The 15848-nt window shown below is 72.9% G+C and carries 11 protein-coding genes and 1 pseudogene; 8 read left to right on the top strand and 4 right to left on the bottom strand.

Translation table 11 applies throughout. From position 1 onward, the window contains the following. Window positions 1–33 precede the first annotated feature (33 nt). Complete coding sequence (locus tag AOQ37_RS18370; protein WP_062645643.1) at window positions 34–3546, bottom strand: AfsR/SARP family transcriptional regulator; 3513 nt, start codon at window positions 3544–3546, stop codon at window positions 34–36. A 252-nt stretch (window positions 3547–3798) separates the two neighbouring features. On the opposite strand from AOQ37_RS18370, the gene AOQ37_RS18375 reads away from it, so the two are divergent. Together AOQ37_RS18375 and AOQ37_RS18380 are read left to right on the top strand one after the other, a co-directional pair. Continuing rightward, window positions 3799–5031 carry an MFS transporter gene (locus AOQ37_RS18375; RefSeq protein WP_062645644.1) on the top strand — a complete coding sequence of 411 codons (1233 nt, stop codon included), beginning with the start codon at window positions 3799–3801 and terminating at the stop codon, window positions 5029–5031. Between the two features lie 116 nt (window positions 5032–5147). After that, window positions 5148–6347: a serine hydrolase domain-containing protein gene (locus AOQ37_RS18380; protein WP_062645645.1), complete on the top strand. Its 1200-nt coding sequence runs from the start codon at window positions 5148–5150 to the stop codon at window positions 6345–6347. Between the two features lie 54 nt (window positions 6348–6401). On the opposite strand, the gene AOQ37_RS18385 is transcribed toward AOQ37_RS18380, so the two are convergent. Next, window positions 6402–7115: a hypothetical protein gene (locus AOQ37_RS18385; protein ID WP_062645646.1), complete on the bottom strand. Its 714-nt coding sequence runs from the start codon at window positions 7113–7115 to the stop codon at window positions 6402–6404. Between the two features lie 228 nt (window positions 7116–7343). Here AOQ37_RS18385 and AOQ37_RS18390 point away from each other — a divergent pair, with 228 nt between their 5' ends. After that, complete coding sequence (locus AOQ37_RS18390; RefSeq protein WP_062645647.1) at window positions 7344–7904, top strand: snapalysin family zinc-dependent metalloprotease; 561 nt, start codon at window positions 7344–7346, stop codon at window positions 7902–7904. A 113-nt stretch (window positions 7905–8017) separates the two neighbouring features. Further along, window positions 8018–8602, top strand: coding sequence for a hypothetical protein (locus tag AOQ37_RS18395; protein WP_062645648.1), 585 nt, complete (start codon window positions 8018–8020; stop codon window positions 8600–8602). A gap of 15 nt (window positions 8603–8617) precedes the next feature. On the opposite strand, the gene AOQ37_RS38815 is transcribed toward AOQ37_RS18395, so the two are convergent. Continuing rightward, the gene (locus AOQ37_RS38815; RefSeq protein WP_062645649.1) at window positions 8618–9847 is read right to left on the bottom strand and encodes a hypothetical protein; all 1230 of its coding nucleotides are present in this window, start codon (window positions 9845–9847) and stop codon (window positions 8618–8620) included. A 185-nt stretch (window positions 9848–10032) separates the two neighbouring features. Continuing rightward, a complete protein-coding gene (locus AOQ37_RS18405; RefSeq protein WP_199825049.1) occupies window positions 10033–10263 on the bottom strand; it encodes a hypothetical protein in 231 nt (76 codons plus the stop codon). A gap of 244 nt (window positions 10264–10507) precedes the next feature. Between AOQ37_RS18405 and AOQ37_RS18410 the strand changes: the two genes are divergently transcribed. The 4 genes and pseudogenes from AOQ37_RS18410 (at window position 10508) to AOQ37_RS18425 (ending at window position 15767) form a co-directional block, all read left to right on the top strand. Beyond that, the gene (locus tag AOQ37_RS18410) at window positions 10508–11176 is read left to right on the top strand and encodes a M15 family metallopeptidase (RefSeq protein ID WP_062645650.1); all 669 of its coding nucleotides are present in this window, start codon (window positions 10508–10510) and stop codon (window positions 11174–11176) included. A 222-nt stretch (window positions 11177–11398) separates the two neighbouring features. Then, window positions 11399–12259 (top strand): annotated as a pseudogene (locus AOQ37_RS18415) (C40 family peptidase); the annotation flags it as partial. Window positions 12260–12396: 137 nt separating this feature from the next. After that, on the top strand, window positions 12397–12939 hold the full coding sequence (locus AOQ37_RS18420) for a DUF1707 SHOCT-like domain-containing protein (protein ID WP_062645651.1): 543 nt from the start codon (window positions 12397–12399) through the stop codon (window positions 12937–12939). A gap of 830 nt (window positions 12940–13769) precedes the next feature. Then, window positions 13770–15767, top strand: coding sequence for a helix-turn-helix transcriptional regulator (locus AOQ37_RS18425; RefSeq protein ID WP_062645652.1), 1998 nt, complete (start codon window positions 13770–13772; stop codon window positions 15765–15767). Window positions 15768–15848: the final 81 nt, after the last annotated feature.

Consider the following 15848-nt stretch of genomic DNA (forward strand, 5'->3'; position numbering starts at 1 on the left):
TGAGCCCGTCGGGAAGATCGGCCGACGGACGTCTCAGGCGGGCAAGTCTTCCGGCCGACCCAGGGCTGTACGGGCGTGGAGCACCGCCTCCTCGGCGGTCAGACGGGTGCCCCGTCCGAACGCGTCGGCGAACGCGGACTCGCCCAGCGCGGCGCGTGCCGCCGCCGTGACGCGCTCGACGTCGCCGCGTTCCGCCGGCGGAAGCGGAGCACCCACCCCGCGGCGCGCCGCGTCCGCCGCGCCGAGCAACAGCGCGGAGCACCCGGCGGCGCCCTCGTGGGCGCGCAAGGCCGCGACGCCCGCGAGACCCTCCAGGGACAGCGCCATGGCCCGCGGTTCGCCCAGCGACCGGGCGAAGTCCAGGCCGCGCAGATGGTGAGCCAGGGCCCGGTCCGCTTCGCCGCGCAGCTCGGCGAGGAAGCCGAGTTCGGCGCGGAGCAGATGATCGCCCGCCAGGGACGACACCTCGGCATAACCGTCGCGGATCACCAGCAGATGGGCCTCGGCGGCGTCGAGGTCGCCGGAGCGGCGGGCGCCGAGCGCGAGACCCATCTCGGCGTGGATCTCGCCGTACTTGTAGCCCTGGTCCGCAGCGCTGCGGCGGGCCCGCTCGTGCAGCTCACGGGCCCGGTCCCAGTTCCGGGCGAGCAGCGCCAGCCGCCCCAGCCCGGAGAGCCGCGCCGCGACCTCCGCCGCGAGGCCCAACTCCTCGGCCATGCGGAGCCCTTCGTGCTGGCGGCGGGCCGCTTCCGCATACTCGCCCCTGATCTCCGCGAGCGCGGCGAGCGGTGAAACCGTCTGCAACTCGCCCCACCGGTCGCCCAGTTCGTGGAAGAGCGCGGCGCTGCGCCGTCCGTCGCGGCCGAGTCCTTCGAGGTCACCCCGCACCAACGCGATCGTCGCCCGCAGGCCGAGGGAGGCCGCGGTGCCCCACTGGTCCCCCGCGGCACGAAAGAGCTCCAGGGCCTGGGTGTTCAGCTCACTTCCGTGGTCGGCGGCGCCCGCGCTGAACAACCCGTACGCGCACAGCCACAGCGCGCGGCCGCGGCGTACCGGGTCGGCGATGGCGTCGGCGGCGGCGCGGGCGTCGACGACATCGGCTGTCGCCGCGTGATCGCCGGTGAGCAGCGCGAAGGCCGGGTGCAGCAGGGCGAGTTCGGTGGTGGGGGCGCTGGAGGGGGTGCCTACCCCGTCGGCGGCACCGTCGGCTGCCGTGCCGGCGGTGGCGGTGAGGACCGCCGCGAGGTCGCGGCGGGCCTCGGCGAGCCGTCCGCGCGGAAGCCACCACCAGGACAGGGCGGTGGCGAGCCGCACGGCCTGGTCCGCCTCTCCCCCGCCGGCGCGGCGCACCGCCTCGTCGAGCGCCGCCCGCAGATTGCCGGCCTCGGCGTCCAGCCGGGCCAGCCAGGGCCGCTGTCCGGCGTCGCGCAGCCGCGGCTCGGCCTCCTCGGCGAGCGCGAGGTAGTGGCGCAGATGCCGGTCGCGTACGACGGTGACGTCCTCCCTCTCGTGCAGTCGCTCGGAGGCGTACGCGGCGACGGACTCCAGCAGCCGGTAGCGGGGCCCGTCGGGGCCGTCCAGCATGACCACCAGGGACCGGCCGACGAGCCGCGTGACGAGGTCGAGCACGTCCTCCCGGGCGACGCCGTCCCCCGCGCACACCGCCTCGGCGGCGGCGAGATCGCAGCCGTCGCTGTGCGCGGCGAGGCGGCCCAGCACGACGCGCTCCGGGGCGCTGAGCAGTTCCCAGCTCCAGTCGATCACCGCCCGCAGGGTCTGCTGGCGGGCGGGGGCGCCGCGCCGCCCGGCGGTCAGGAGCTGGAACCGGCAGCCGAGCCGGGCCGCCAACTCCCGCACGCCCAGGCCACGTACCCGGGTGGCGGCCAGTTCCAGGGCGAGCGGGATGCCATCGAGACGGCGGCAGATCTCGGCGACGGCGGCCCGGTCGGACGCGGTGGAGCGGTCCGGGTCGAGGGGGAACCCGGGCGCGGAGGCGGCGGCGCGCTGCCTGAACAGCCGTACGGCGTCGGCGATCGGGAGGGGTTCGGCCAGGAACACGGACTCGCCCGTCAGGCCGAACGGCTCCTGGCTCGTCGCCAGCACCCGCAGGCCGGGAGCCGTGCGCAGCAGCGACTCGACGAGTTCGGCGGCGGCGTCGACGACATGCTCGCAGTTGTCCAGGACGAGCAGGGTGCGGCGGTCCCGCAGGGCGGTGGCCAGACGGTGCGCGGGAGAAGGGCCGCCGGTACCGGCGCCAGGACCGGGACCGGCGGACGGGGCGTCCCGGATGCCCAGCGCGGTGCTGACCACCTGGGCGAGGTCGGCGACGGTACCGGAGCGGACCCCTGCGAACTCCAGGAGCCAGACCCCGTCACGCAGCCCGCCACCGAGTCCTTCACCCGGCTCTGTGTGCAGGCCTTCACCCCTCCCGTCACGCAGTCCTTCACGCAGGCCGTCCCCCGACCTGTCGGGCGGCCCGGCCACCACCGCGCGGGCCGCCGCCTCTTCCGCCGCCGCCAACGCCAGGCGGGTCTTACCGACGCCACCGGGACCGGTCACCGTCACCAGCCGTGCGGTCCCCAGGAGCCGGGAGAGCTCGGCGAGCGCCTGTCCGCGCCCGACGAGCGGGGTGAGCTGAACGGGCAGGTTCGAGTGGACGCCCGAGGGCGGGGGTGAGCCCGGGGGCGGGGCAGGGGTCGGCGGCGCGGTCGGCTGGTGTCGCCCCGGGCGAACGGGCTCCCGCGCGGGCGAGCGGAGAAGCGCGCCGGGGACGGAGTGCCCGTTGCCCGGGGCGCCGGGCGCCGTCCTCGCGGGGGCCAGCACCGGGTCCTGGCTGAGCACCGCCCGGTGCAGCGCGCCGAGTTCCGGGCCGGGGTCGACGCCGAGTTCCTCGGCGAGACGGGACCTCAGGTCCTCGTACGAGGCGAGGGCCTCGCTCTGCCGCCCCGCCAGGTAGAGAGCCCTCATCTGCACGCCCCGCAGCCGTTCCCTCAGCGGATGCTGCGCGACCAGGCCCGCCAGCTCTCCGGCGACAAGGGAATGGTCCCCCGCCGCCAGCCGGGCCTCCGCCCGCTCCTCCGCCGCCGCCAGCCGCTGCTCCGCCAGACGCTGTGCGGCCCCCCGCACGAACTCCTCGTCCGCGAAGTCCGCGTACGGGATACCCCGCCAGAGATCGAGGGCCTCGCTGAGCAGCGCCGCCCGCGCCCGCGGGTCCTGTAGCGGGCGTGCCTGCGCCACGAGAACGCGGAAGCGGACGGCGTCCACCTCGTCGTCGTCGAGCCGCAGCCGGTAGCCCGGGGGCTGCCGTACCAGCCGGTCCCGGCCCAGCACCCGGCGCAGCTGCGAGACCTTGGCCTGGAGGGCTCCCGCCGGTCTGCCGGGCGGCTCGTCGCCCCAGAGGTCGTGGATGAGGCGGTCCACGGAGACCGGGCCCCCCTCGTGCGCGAGCAGGTCCGCGAGCAACGCCCGGACCTTGGTCTCGGGAACCGTGATCGTCTCGCCCTCGTCGCCCCACACCACCAGTGGCCCGAGCACCCCAAACCGCATGCGATTCACCGTACAGGGCGGGGAGTTGCGTCCGGGGAACCGCTGATCGCAGCTCTTCGACGCCCTTGTCCCCCGCCGCTGTCCGACTCCGCCCGCAGCGGACCGTCAGCCGATCCGAAGGTTCCCCGAAGCGCCTCCGGCCAGAGTCGTCGACGAACGGCAGCGCACACGCGGCGCGGGGCGGCACGTGCCGCCCCGCCCATGCCCCCTGAGCCATAAACCCCGAGTCCCGAGAGGATCCCGAGCACCCACATGAGCACCGCACCCGACACAGCGGCAGCCTCGGCCGCGGCGCCGCGAGCCAGGGGTGACGGCGAGGAGCAGCGCGGGCTCCCCCTCGTCGCCCTGCTCGCTCTCGCCACCGCCGTCTTCATCACCAGCCTCACCGAGACGCTGCCCGCCGGGCTGCTCCCCGCGATGAGCGACGATCTCCGGGTGAGCGAGTCCGCGACCGGGCAGACGGTCACGATCTACGCGATCGGCACGGCCCTGACGGCGATCCCGCTGACCGCGGCGACCGCCGGATGGCCTCGCAGGCGGCTGCTGTTGTCCGCCATGGCGGGCTTCGCCCTCGCCAACACCGTCACGGCCGTGTCGTCGCTCTACGGACTGACGATGGTGGCGCGGTTCGTCGCGGGTGTGGCGGCCGGACTGGCCTGGGCGCTGCTGGCCGGGTACGCCCGGCGCCTGGCGCCCGCGCACCTCCAGGGCAGGGCCATCGCCGTCGCGATGGCGGGGATTCCCGTCGCGCTCTCGCTGGGCGTGCCCGCCGGGACCTTCCTCGGCGAGGCGCTCGGCTGGCGTGTGGCGTTCCTCGCGATGACGGCGCTCACGGTGCTGCTTCTGCTGTGGATCGTGGCCTGCGTGCCGGACCACCCCGGGCAGCGTCGCGGCGAGCGGCCGAGGATGCTGCGGACCCTGCGCGTGCCGGGCGTGATCCCGGTCCTGTTCGTCACCCTCGTCTTCGTCCTGGCCCATACCGTCCTGTACGCCTACATCGCCACGTTCCTCGACGATCTGGGCATGGGCGACGACACCGATCTGGTGCTCCTCGCCTTCGGTGCCGCGTCGCTGGCGGGCATCTGGGTCGTCGGCGCCCAGATCCACCGACGGCTGCGTGGACTCACCCTCGCCAGCACCCTGTCGGTGGCCGTGGCCGCCGCGCTGCTGGCCGTACTCGCCGACAACACCGCCCTGGTGTACTGCGCGTGCGTCCTGTGGGGTCTGGGCTGGGGCGGCGTGCCCACCCTGTTGCAGACCGCGGTCGGCGAGGCGGGCGGTGAGTCGGCGGAATCGGCCCAGGCGATGCTGGTCACGCTGTGGAACGTCGCCATGGCGGGCGGCGGTGTCGTCGGCGGCGTGCTGCTCGACGTGAGCGGCAGCGGCTCCTTCCCCTGGACCGTGCTGCTGCTCCTGCTGCCCGTGTTCGGAGTCGTCCTGTCCGCCCGCGGCCACGGCTTCCCCGCCAGGCGGCCGGCGCCGTAGGCGCGCGTCCCAACCGCCCGCGCCGACTGGGCTGTTTGCAGCAACAGAAGGGGCGTCGGCATCCGCGGACGGTGAGGCTTGATCCGCACTGCCGTCGCTCACCTTCAGGAGCCTGGATGCCTCTGCGCCCCGTACGGCCTCTTCCCGCCGTCCCGCGATCACGTCTCGGGTCCGTGTTCGTCGTCGCGGCCGCCTGTCTGGCGGTACTGGGACCGGCCACCGCAGGCACCGCCGCCGGCATCGACGGCGGGTCGGCGGAGGACCGCGCACTCCAGCGTCAGATCGACCGCTTCGTGAAGGAGCGCGGCGGTCCGCCCGGCGTCATCGCCGTGCTGCGGAACGGCCGGCAGGCCCGCGTGCTGCGGGCCGGTGTCGCCGACCTGGCGACGGGCCGCCCGCCGCAGGTGAGGGACCACATGCGGATCGCGAGCACGGCCAAGGCCTTCAGCGGAGCGGTGGCGCTCTCCCTCGTCGACCGCGGCGCCCTGGGCCTGGACGACACCCTGCGCAAACGCCTGCCGCAGCTCCCCCGCGCATGGGGCCGGGTGACGCTACGGCAGTTGCTGAACCACACCAGCGGTCTGCCGGACTACTCGCAGGACCCCGGGTTCACCGCGGTGGTCAGGGCCGACCCGCACCACCGTTTCGACCCCCGCCACCTGCTCGACTACGTGGCGGACGAGCCGCTGCGATTCCGCCCGGGCAGCCGGTACGAGTACTCCAACTCGGACAACATCGCCGTCGCCCTGATGGCGGAAGCCGTCACCGGCGCCCCGTACGAACAGCTCCTGCGCCGACTGGTCTACCGGCCCCTGGACCTGCGCGACACCAGCCTCCCGCTGGGCTACCGCATGCCCGAGCCCTACCTGCACGGGTACGACATGAGCGACCCCGCGTCCCCGCAGGACGTCAGCGAGCTCGTCAGCGCTTCCGGCGCATGGGCCTCCGGCGGCATCATCTCCACTCCGCTCGACATGACCCGCTTCATCCGTGGCTACGCCTCGGGCGCGCTCTACGGCAAGGACGTCGTGCGGGAGCAGCGCCGGTGGATCGCGGGTGCGTCCCAACCCGCGGGTCCGGGCCGCAACACGGCGGGACTGGCCATCTTCCGCTACGCGACACGGTGCGGCGTCGTGCTGGGCCACACCGGCAACTTCCCGGGCTACACGCAGCTGGTGGCCGCCACTCCCGACGGCCGGCGTTCGCTGACGTTCTCGGTAACGAGCCAGATCAACGGGGCCGGCGATCCGGCACGGCTCGAGCGGCTGCGCACCATCCAGGAGAACTTCGTCTGCGCGCTGCTGCGCACGCCCTGAAGCGGCTTCCGTCCCGTCCGACCTGCCGCTCTCGGGTGGGACGGGCCCGCGTGCCTACAGATCCCACCACCAGGCCTCCAGCTCGCCGTCGTCGGCGAACTCCACGGGGACCGCGTAGGGCGATCGCCGGGCGTGAGCCAGGGCGTCTGTGCGGCGGACGACGGCGCGGAGGTCCCGCACGGCGGGCATGTCGGTGAGTTCGTCGACGTCGAAGGGGCAGCCGGCCGGGCCGCCGAGAAGGGTGCCGCAGCCGAATCCGTACCAGATTCCGATGAGTTCGCGGTCCTGCTCCTTCTCGGCGGCGACGGCGACCTCACGGACGACGTCGATCAACCGGGCGGGGCGGGTCAAGTCGGTCTCGGAGCAGTCGATCTCGCCGGAGTCGGCCAGGCGTCTCCACAGCTCGGTGCCCGTGTCGCAGTAGAGGAACGGCGGCTCGACGTAGCCGTCCTCGCGCCACGACGCGTAGCCGTCGAAGTCGGGGGCCTCCTCGTCGAAGCTTCGGAGCGCGGTGAACTCCGTCAGCGCGTCGAAGTACGCGGTGCGCACGGCGTAGTCGGGATGCCGGGAGACCGGGAAGCGGTATGTGTGCCCGCGCCGCAGCAGGATGTCCATCACACGGAAGTGCGTGAACGAGCAGTCGTACCCGTCCTGGAAGTCGTACAGCGCGGCGAACCAGTTCCGCACGCGCGGGTCGCCCGGCTCGGCGTGGCCGTCCAGGACGCGAACCGAGTCCGCGACCAGGTCCTCGATCAGATGATCGGACATCGCTTCTCCCTCCCTGACGTGACGGCAGCCTCCGTGCCTCTGGTCGCTCCGCATTCAAGCAGTCCCCACCGACACGGTCCCCCCTCCCCCCTCCCCCCTCCCCCGTCCGCCGCCGGTGCCCCGGGCCGTGAGGGCCGCACAACGACGGATTCGTCCGGGCCCCGGTTGGGCAGGGGACCCTGAGAATGTCATGAGCACGACTGCCCTTCCCCCACAAGGAGGTCGATCATGCACGTCCGTACCCTGACCGGCGGCCTGACCGCTGCCTGTCTCATCTCCCTGGCCCTGGCAGGCGGTCCGGCCGCGGCCGCCCCACAGGCGCCGAACGCCCCGGCGGCCGCCCGGGTCCTGACCTACGACGCCGGCGGTTCCGCGGAGTTCCGCAGCGCCGTCGACCGGGGCGCGGCGATCTGGAACGAGAGCGTCGACGCCGTCGAGCTCCGACCCGCCACCGCCGGGCAACGGGCGAACATACGGGTCCTCGCGGACAACGGCTGGCCCCGCGCCCTGCCCACCACCCTGGGCAACGGCACCGTGTACATCGGGCGTCAGGCCGTCGACCAGGGCTATGACACCGTCCGTATCTCCGCACACGAACTCGGGCACATCCTGGGCCTGCCGGATCGCAAGCCCGGGCCGTGCTCGAGTCTGATGTCCGGTTCCAGCGCGGGCACCGCGTGCACGAACCCGTACCCGAACTCCGCGGAGAAGGCGGAGGTCGAGGGCAACTTCGGCGCAGCCCTCGTCGGCGGGGCCCCGGCGCCGCGCACCGAAGTGATCGTGGACTGACGTGCTCCGCGCCGCGGACGCCGGGTGGGGTTCGAGGCAGAGCGTCCACCCGGACGTCCGCGGCGCGGGCTCGTACGCACCCTCCACTCCGTTTCCGACCTGACGGAGGACCGATGACGGAACCCCATCTGTTCGAGCTCGACTCCGTCGTGGTGGGGCAGCCGAAGCGTTCACGGTGGCGCCGGTACGCGGGCCCCGCCCTGGCCGTGTCCACGGTGGAGGGGACCCCGCTCGCCCACGTCACACGCCTCGACGACACGCGCTGGTTCCTCGCCAAGACCTCCGGGGAACTCGTCATGTGGATCAACAGGCGTTCCCGATGGGGGCAGTTCAGGCAGGTTCGGTTCCACTTCACCGACGCGGCGGGCAGGGAGGTCGGCACTGCCGGTACCCAGGGACTCGTGCACACGCGGCAGTTGACCGTCCACCCGGAGCAGGGTCGCCCGCTCTTCCTCACGCGGCAGGGCCCGTTGGCGAACGCTTGGCATCTCGCGGAGACCGACGGGGAGAGCGGGCCGGCGCCGGAGGTTCTCGGCCGGGTCACGGTGAGCACCGTCGACGCGTGGCTCGGACTACAACAGTACGTCGTCGAGACGGACCCCCGCCTGGACGCCTCCGACCGACGGGCCGTCGTCGCCTCGGTCGTCTGTCTGCATCTGCTCCGCCGGCCTCCGGGCGACAACGCCACGCCCGCGTGAGAGGCACCTCGACGCTCAGAGACTGTCGAAGTCCTTCACGTCCGGGTACGTCACGTCGGTGCACCCGCGCCGCTTGGTGATGTCGTCGACGTAGGCGTGGAACAGGGCGTTCAGTGTCCTGGAACCGAGGATGTCGTCGTAGGTGTAGCTGGAACTGAGCGTGTGCAGGGCCGGCTTGCCGTCGCAGACGGAGGAGGCCCACCATGCCCCGGCGGCGTGCCCGGCCGTTCCGGTCTCGATGATCGCCTCCTCGCTGCCCAGGACGTCGTAGCCGACGGTGCGCGCCTCCGGGCCGAAGTAGGAGACGGTCCGCAGCCACCAGGGCGAGTGCGTGCGGGCGCTCCGCGCGTAGTCGCGCCGGTCCTCGTCGAGGCTCCCGGCGATCCGGCCCACCTGGTCGGGACCGACCGCCAGAAGGCAGCCTTCGAGGGGGTTCGCCTCCCGGACGGGTACCGGGAGGGCGCGGTCGGGCAGCCGGCCCTGTCCTTGCCGCTCGACGTGTCCGGCGAACCAGCGGCAGGAACCGCCCGCCTTCCCGGCGGGGCGGAGGGCGTCCGGCACGGATGCGAGCTGTCGGCCGGGCAGGGCGGCCAGCCGGGTCTCGCAGCCGATCCGGTCGGCTGCCGTCTCGGCGGCGGAGCGGGCGATGCGGGCCAGGCGTTGACGATCCGCGGCGGAGACGTCGTCGTAGTCGGCGCGGGCGGTCACGTTCAGCAGCGTGGGAGCGGTCACGCGGCTGCCCGGGTCGCACTCGGCGCGCACGGTCGTGTACCAGTCCCCGTACCGGCCCAGGGTGCCGTCACCCACCGGCCACGCTTCGGGGCGTCGGTCGGCGACCGCCGTGACATCGCTCCTCTCGCCGCCGCCATCGGCGCGGAACGGCTCGAGTCCACTGTCGTCACCGATCAGGTTCATCGGCTCCGAGGCGTCGCTGCGCCGCACCACGAGGGTGAACAGACTCTTCGTCCTGCCGGGGCCGGGCACCTTGTAGACCGTGCAGGAACCGTGCGGTTCGCGCGTGTCGATCCGGTACTCGTCGTAGTCGCTCGCCTTGGCGCGGGCCGTCCCGCCCTGCAAGTCCATCACCTCGGCGCCCGATACGAGTCCGTCGCAAGCCGCTTCGATGTCGCGCTCGCCGGCCGCCCGGTCCCGGATGTCATCGACCGTCAGCCAGCCTGCGTACAGACTCAGCCCGATGCCGCCCCAGGCCGTCCAACGCCACAGCCTGACCCACCCCGCACGCACCGCACTCCCCCTTGTGAACCCCGTCCGGCGCGATCAGTACCGCGCCGGAGAACGACAACAGTGAGCCCCAGCAGGCACGTTGCGGTCAGGCCCTGTCTCTGCCGCACAGCGCTTCCGCCGCACAACGAGAAGCCCGAGGTGTGCTCCGCGCGGAAGACCCGCGACTCGCGCCGTTGATGCCGCCCTCAGGCACCGCTGCGCTTCTGCCGCTCCCGTTCTCTGCGCTTGACCTCTTCCAGTCGGGCGAACAGGGCCTTCCATTCGCGCTTGGCCGCCGCCGTCCTGTGTCCTCGGTCGGGCTGGACCACACGCGGCGCCTTGCCCCGCTTGTCCTTCGGGCCGCTGTGGTCCCCGCTCGTGAGCTGCGCCTGTTTCGCGGCGCCGTCACGGCGGCGCTGCCGGTTTCCGCTGGTCATGGAGGTGACGCTACGCCGATCAAGGGCCGGACCGGAAGAGCTGTTCGCCCACGCTCGATCTTCGGCGGCGGTCCGAGCAACGGAGCCCGGACCCGTGGAAGCCCATCCTCCGTAGAAGCCAGACCTCCGCGAGGGCCGGCCTTGTGCGGACGTGTTGACCGGTCGCACCGCCCAGGCAGGACCACGTAGGACGCTTGCAGGCAACCTACAGAGCATTTGCAGGGGCTCCGGAGACGCTGTTCCCGTGACAGACGACATCATCACGCTCTCGGACCCCAGGGTCACCGCGGTCCCGGAGGACGAATGCGGTGAGCCTCTCGTCGATCTGCGCGGGTCCGGCTCCCTGTGGCTGGATCAGCGGCAGGCCGACGACGACGGCAGCTTCGCCCATCTGCGATCGGGCACGCTGCGCCGACTGGTGCGGGCGCAGCGGCTGTTGCCGGCGGGTGTGTGGTTCCTGGTGGTGGAGGGGTACCGTCCGCCGGGCCTCCAACGCCGCTACTTCGAGCAGTACGCGGCGGCGATGTGGCGGGAGCATCCGGACGCGGCACCCGAGCGGACAAGGGAGTTGGCGAGTGCCTACATCTCCCCGCCGGAGGTCGCCCCGCACGCGAGCGGCGGCGCGGTCGACCTGACGCTGTGCAACCAGGACGGCCGGGAACTGCCCCTGGGCACGGAGGTCAACGCGACCCCCGAGGAGAGCAGGGGCGCCTGCCGCACCGAGGCGGGCGACATCGGCGCCGAGGCACGAGCGAACCGGGAGCTGATGGGCTGGGCGTTGACGGCGGCCGGATTCGTCAACTACCCGACCGAGTGGTGGCACTGGTCGTACGGCGACCGGTACTGGGCCCTGCTGCGCAAGGCACCGGCCGCCCGCTACGGCCCCACCACCCCGCCCCGCTCGACGGCCTGACCACCGCGAGCAGGGCACAGTACGACGGGGCGGAGCAGGCCGGAGCAGCACAGAGCGCGCCATCCATCCGGACCGAGGGGGATCGACGTCCGGGGCCGCGCTCAGCCGCTGGTCCCGTGCCGCACCTCCACGGGGGTGGGGTGCGGCACGGGCCGCATGTCCCGTCCGTCATCGGCCGCCACCGGAGTGCCGGTGACCTCACGTCGGCGAAGGAAGAGTTCCTTGAAGATCATCAGTACGGGCCGCCGGACGGGGGGCGCCTTCCTGGGCGCCGGTGTCCTGGCCCTCTCCGCCTTCTGCTGCGTCCCCGCCCACGCCGCGCCGGACCCCTCCTGCGGGGTTCTCGCCCCGGGCGCCTCGGCCACCGCGCAGTCCGCCGTCGCGGCGGCCTGCGCCCAGGCCGGCGTCTGGTACAGCTGGGGCGGCGGCCACGGCGCCACACCGGGCGCCACCTACGGCTATTACGACGGCTCGGACCCGGACAGCCTGCACGACGGTGAGCGCATGGGTTTCGACTGCTCCGGCCTGGTGCGTTACGCGTACTACCGGGCGACCGGCAAGGATCTGCTCAACGGCACGGCCGGCGACCAGTTCCACAGTGCGCAGGCCTCCGCCCGGTTCTCCGCCGCCCAGGGAACGGGACCGCTGCTGCCGGGCGATCTGATGTTCTGGGGCAGCGGGCACATCCACCACGTGGCCATGTACCTGGGCGGCGGGCAGATGGTCGAGGCATACGAGTCGGGCACCCGTATCCGGGTCACGCCGGTGCGCACCGGCGGCGACTACGCGGGAGCGATCCGGGTCGACGGCTCCGGTACCCCGATTCCCCCGCCCGCGAACGGCGGTACGACGTTCGAGACCTGGGGCACCGGAGTCCGCACCCGCTCGACGCCGAGCGTGCGCGGGTCGGTCGTGGACACCTTCGCCGGTCCGACCCAGGTGTCGGTCCAGTGCCAGGAGCACGCGGAGTCCGTCTCCGCCGAGGGCTACACCAACGACGCCTGGTCCCGGCTGACCGACGGCTCCTGGCTGACCAACATCTACATCAAGGGCCCGGCCTGGCTGCCCGGCGTCCCCACCTGCTGAACCGGCTGTGCCGCCGGGGAGGGGGACCGGTGACGGACCCCCTCCCCCCGTCTCTCTCCCCCTCCCCTTCGGATTCCTTGCCCGGTGCGGGCGTTGGCGGGTTCGCGTCACAGGCAGGGCATTAGGATGAGAGGGTGACCGCTCTGCCGGAAGACCGCCCGCCGCTGATCGGCGAAGACGACCGCGACACGGCCGTGCGGCGCCTGCGGGAGGCGTACGCCGAAGGCCATCTCTCGCACGAGGATCTGGACGGACGCCTCCACCGGGTGCTCACCGCCAAGACGCGCGGCGAGCTCGTGTCGGCCCTGGGCTCGCTCCCCGCGGAGAAGGCGGCCACCACGTCGACGATCGCCGCCGCCGGCGGACGGATCCAGCGGCGCGGCGCCTGGCGGGTGCCTCGGAACCTCAAGGTCGAGTCCGCGTTCGGCAGGGTGCGTCTGGACCTCTCCCGGGCGGTCATCGAGCATCCGGTGGTCGATATCGAGCTGCAACTCGGCACCGGGAGGGCCAGGATCACGGTGCCGCGCGACGCGATCGTCGAGTACGAGGATCTGCACACCGGGTGGAAGGACACGCGGTACAGGGCCCCGCGAAGCTCCCGGCCTGGCGGGCCGACGATCCGGATCTCCGGGACCATGGGGTTCGGACGGCTGAAGATCCGCCACGCGCGGCGTTGAGGGTCCCTCCGGCTCCGGGCTTTGACGCGCTTCCTTTCGCGTTCCCCTTCCGTACGCTCGCGGGGCCGGGCGGAATTGCCGGGCGGCTTCTTGATTTCCCCTGGGTGCGGCTCCGTTCCGCGGGACGTACGCACGCACGGAGGGGGTTCCCGCCGGTAACAGGAACCCCCTCTCCCCGATGAGTCGTGCTGCCGAGCCCAGGAAGACAGGACAGTTCCTACGGGGTGCGGCCTGGCCGCCGCTTCCAGCTCATCACCGAACCGCCGCCACCACAAGATCGTTCGCCCCTTCCGACGCCTTCCGAACAGGACCCGGCCTTTCGGAACGCCGTACACGCAGGTCACAGCGGTGCGGGCCGGGGCCGAGGGTTACGCCACGCCGAGGGCGCAGGTGGCGGCGGTGACGGTGACGACGACGGCGGCGGCGGCGGCGGCGGCGGCGGCGGCGGAAAGAACGCGGTCAGCATGCGACACGGACCGAAGACTTCAGAAATAGATCGGAATACCCGTCAGCCGGTAAAGGAAAGGCGGAATCCTGGCTCGGCAGGAGACGCCTCGATCCTCTGAGTTCCGCTCGCACATCAGCGCTGCCGCGGCACGCCCTCACCTGAAGAATCGGGGAATCCCTCTCGCCTCGCGTCCCGGCCGGTAACCGGGCTCGGGGTGCTCCGTGCGTCGTATTCGGCGCCGCGCCCAGGAAGACAGGAATTCCTTCATGCCGCATCGATACAGCCCTCGCCGTTTCGGGCAACAGCCCCCGGGCGGCGCCCCCGACAGCACCACGGCCGCCGACGGCGCCGGTACCACTGCCGCCGCCGCGGGAGGTCTGTGATGACGTGGGACCAGGTGCCCGGCAGGCGGCAGGCGGACCACGACACGGTCCCGCCGCGGATCGGCAGCCGTCAGCAGTTCCGTGAGGAACTGACGAGACTGCGCACCGGACTCGGTGTGTCGCTGGCCCAGCTCGAACAGGCCAGCCAGCGACAGGGCAAGAGGCTGCCGCCGGCCACGGTCTCCAATGTGCTGTCCCGGGACAGGCTGCCGGAGTGGGACTTCGTCGCCGATTTCCTGGCCGCCTGCGGTCTGGACGAGGCACAGCGCGGCCCCTGGCACCAGGCCTGGCGGGCACTGGCCGCGGTGCCCGCGGCCCCGGGTGGCCCGGAGGCCGCGGCCGCGCCCCCTCCCCCGGATCCCACCCCGCCCGCCGCCCCTTCGCCGCCTCCGGCTCCCTCCCCTCCGGTTCCGCCTCCCGGCAAGCCGACGGAGTCCCCGACGGACACCCCGCCGACGGACGGCGGCCGTTGGCGGGCATGGTGGGCCGGCCTGGGGCGGCACCGCGCCGCCGTGGCGGTCTGCACCGTCCTGGCGCTCGCGGCGACCGCCGGCGTGATCGCCGTCGACCGTCACGATCGAGATCTGCGGCAGGAGGAGCAGCGCAAACAGGAGGAGTTCCGCAAGGAGCACTGCGGGACCCTCAACCCGGCGCTGGTGACCGAGGCCGGCGGCGAATGCACGGGGGTGACCGACGGCAGCGACCGATCCGACGTGTTCGGCTCCGCCCTGGAACCCGTCCTCACGGCCATCGGCGCGGAGAACCACCGGGCGACCCGCGACGGCCAGTACGTGACCATCGCGTTCCTGGCGCCGCTGACCTCGATCGGCAAGGCCGGCAAGGCCAAGGACCTGACGCTCGACCAGTTCGTCGGGGAGGTCGAGGGCGCCTACACGGCCGTCGAACGGGCCAACACCGACGACAGCCCGCTGAAGATCCGCCTGGTGCTGGCCAACATGGGCAGCGGCGAAGTGCACTGGAAGGACACCGTCAAGGCGCTGGACGGCGTCGAGAACCTGGTCGCCGTCACCGGGATGGGCCTGAGCCAGCAGGAGTCCGTCGACGCCGCCCGCGCGCTCAGCGCGAAGAGCGTGCCCATGGTCGCCGACCTCATCACCGCCGACGGCTTCGACACCACCGGCACCATCGACAGCCCGGGCACCGGACCGAAACGCATCGACGGACTGGTCCGCGTCACCCTCACCAACGCGGTCCAGCTCGAGGCGCTCGGCGAGGAACTGGCCGACGACACCCGCACCGCGGCGGTGGTCCGCACCCGGGTGACCCCGAACGGAACCACCGACTTCTACACCGACTCCCTCTACCAGGACTTCCGCACCGTCAGCGGGCTGAAGAAGCACCTCGACCCCACGGCGGACTTCTTCTTGGACCCCCGTGGCGGGGCCGCGTCGATCCTCGACACCATCGGTCAGAATCTGTGCAGCGCCCAACCGCCGGTGGACACCGTGTACTTCGCGGCACGGGAGAAGTACCTGCCCGGCTTCCTCGAGGCGCTCGGCCGTCGCAGCTGCCACCGCCGGCCCATCACCGTCGTCGCCGGGTCCGACACCGCGGCGCTGGATCCCAAGACCCTCACCAGCCTGAACCAGCAGGGCGAGGCGCCCATCGCCGTCATGTACGCCTCCCTGCCCACCGCCGCGGCACTGCGCGCCCCAGGCAACAGCGATCACAACCTCTACGAGGACTTCCTCGACGCCTTCACCGGCGACCACCACGGGCAGAAGTTCCCCGCCGGCCACGCGACCCGCGGCTACTGGCCCGTCCTCGCCCATGACGCCGTCCTCACGGCCACCACCGCCATCCGTAACGCCACCACCCCGACCACCGCACGCCCCAATCGGTTCGCCGTCCTCAACCACCTCTACGCCCTCGCCGACGGCGCCGTCCCCGCCGCCACCGGACGCTTCGGCATCGACACCACCGGGAACCGCACCACGGTCCCCATCACCATCCACCGCCTCGGCACCACCACCTGACCACCTGAGGCGCCCGGTCGGCAGGTACGCGGCCGCCCGGCCCTGACCCGGAGAGCCTCCGACCGACCGCTTCCGGGCCGC

Origin of the sequence: Streptomyces maremycinicus, from assembly GCF_001184025.1 — a bacterium.
GTDB classification, from domain to species: Bacteria; Actinomycetota; Actinomycetes; order Streptomycetales; family Streptomycetaceae; genus Streptomyces; species Streptomyces maremycinicus.

What these genes read in the sequence shown, in the direction of transcription:
- AOQ37_RS18370 (WP_062645643.1), bottom strand. Translation starts at nt 3,546, where the DNA reads ATGCGGTTTGGGGTGCTCGGGCCACTGGTGGTGTGGGGCGACGAGGGC.
- AOQ37_RS18375 (WP_062645644.1), top strand. Translation starts at nt 3,799, where the DNA reads ATGAGCACCGCACCCGACACAGCGGCAGCCTCGGCCGCGGCGCCGCGA.
- AOQ37_RS18380 (WP_062645645.1), top strand. Translation starts at nt 5,148, where the DNA reads ATGCCTCTGCGCCCCGTACGGCCTCTTCCCGCCGTCCCGCGATCACGT.
- AOQ37_RS18385 (WP_062645646.1), bottom strand. Translation starts at nt 7,115, where the DNA reads ATGTCCGATCATCTGATCGAGGACCTGGTCGCGGACTCGGTTCGCGTC.
- AOQ37_RS18390 (WP_062645647.1), top strand. Translation starts at nt 7,344, where the DNA reads ATGCACGTCCGTACCCTGACCGGCGGCCTGACCGCTGCCTGTCTCATC.
- AOQ37_RS18395 (WP_062645648.1), top strand. Translation starts at nt 8,018, where the DNA reads ATGACGGAACCCCATCTGTTCGAGCTCGACTCCGTCGTGGTGGGGCAG.
- AOQ37_RS18405 (WP_199825049.1), bottom strand. Translation starts at nt 10,263, where the DNA reads ATGACCAGCGGAAACCGGCAGCGCCGCCGTGACGGCGCCGCGAAACAG.
- AOQ37_RS18425 (WP_062645652.1), top strand. Translation starts at nt 13,770, where the DNA reads ATGACGTGGGACCAGGTGCCCGGCAGGCGGCAGGCGGACCACGACACG.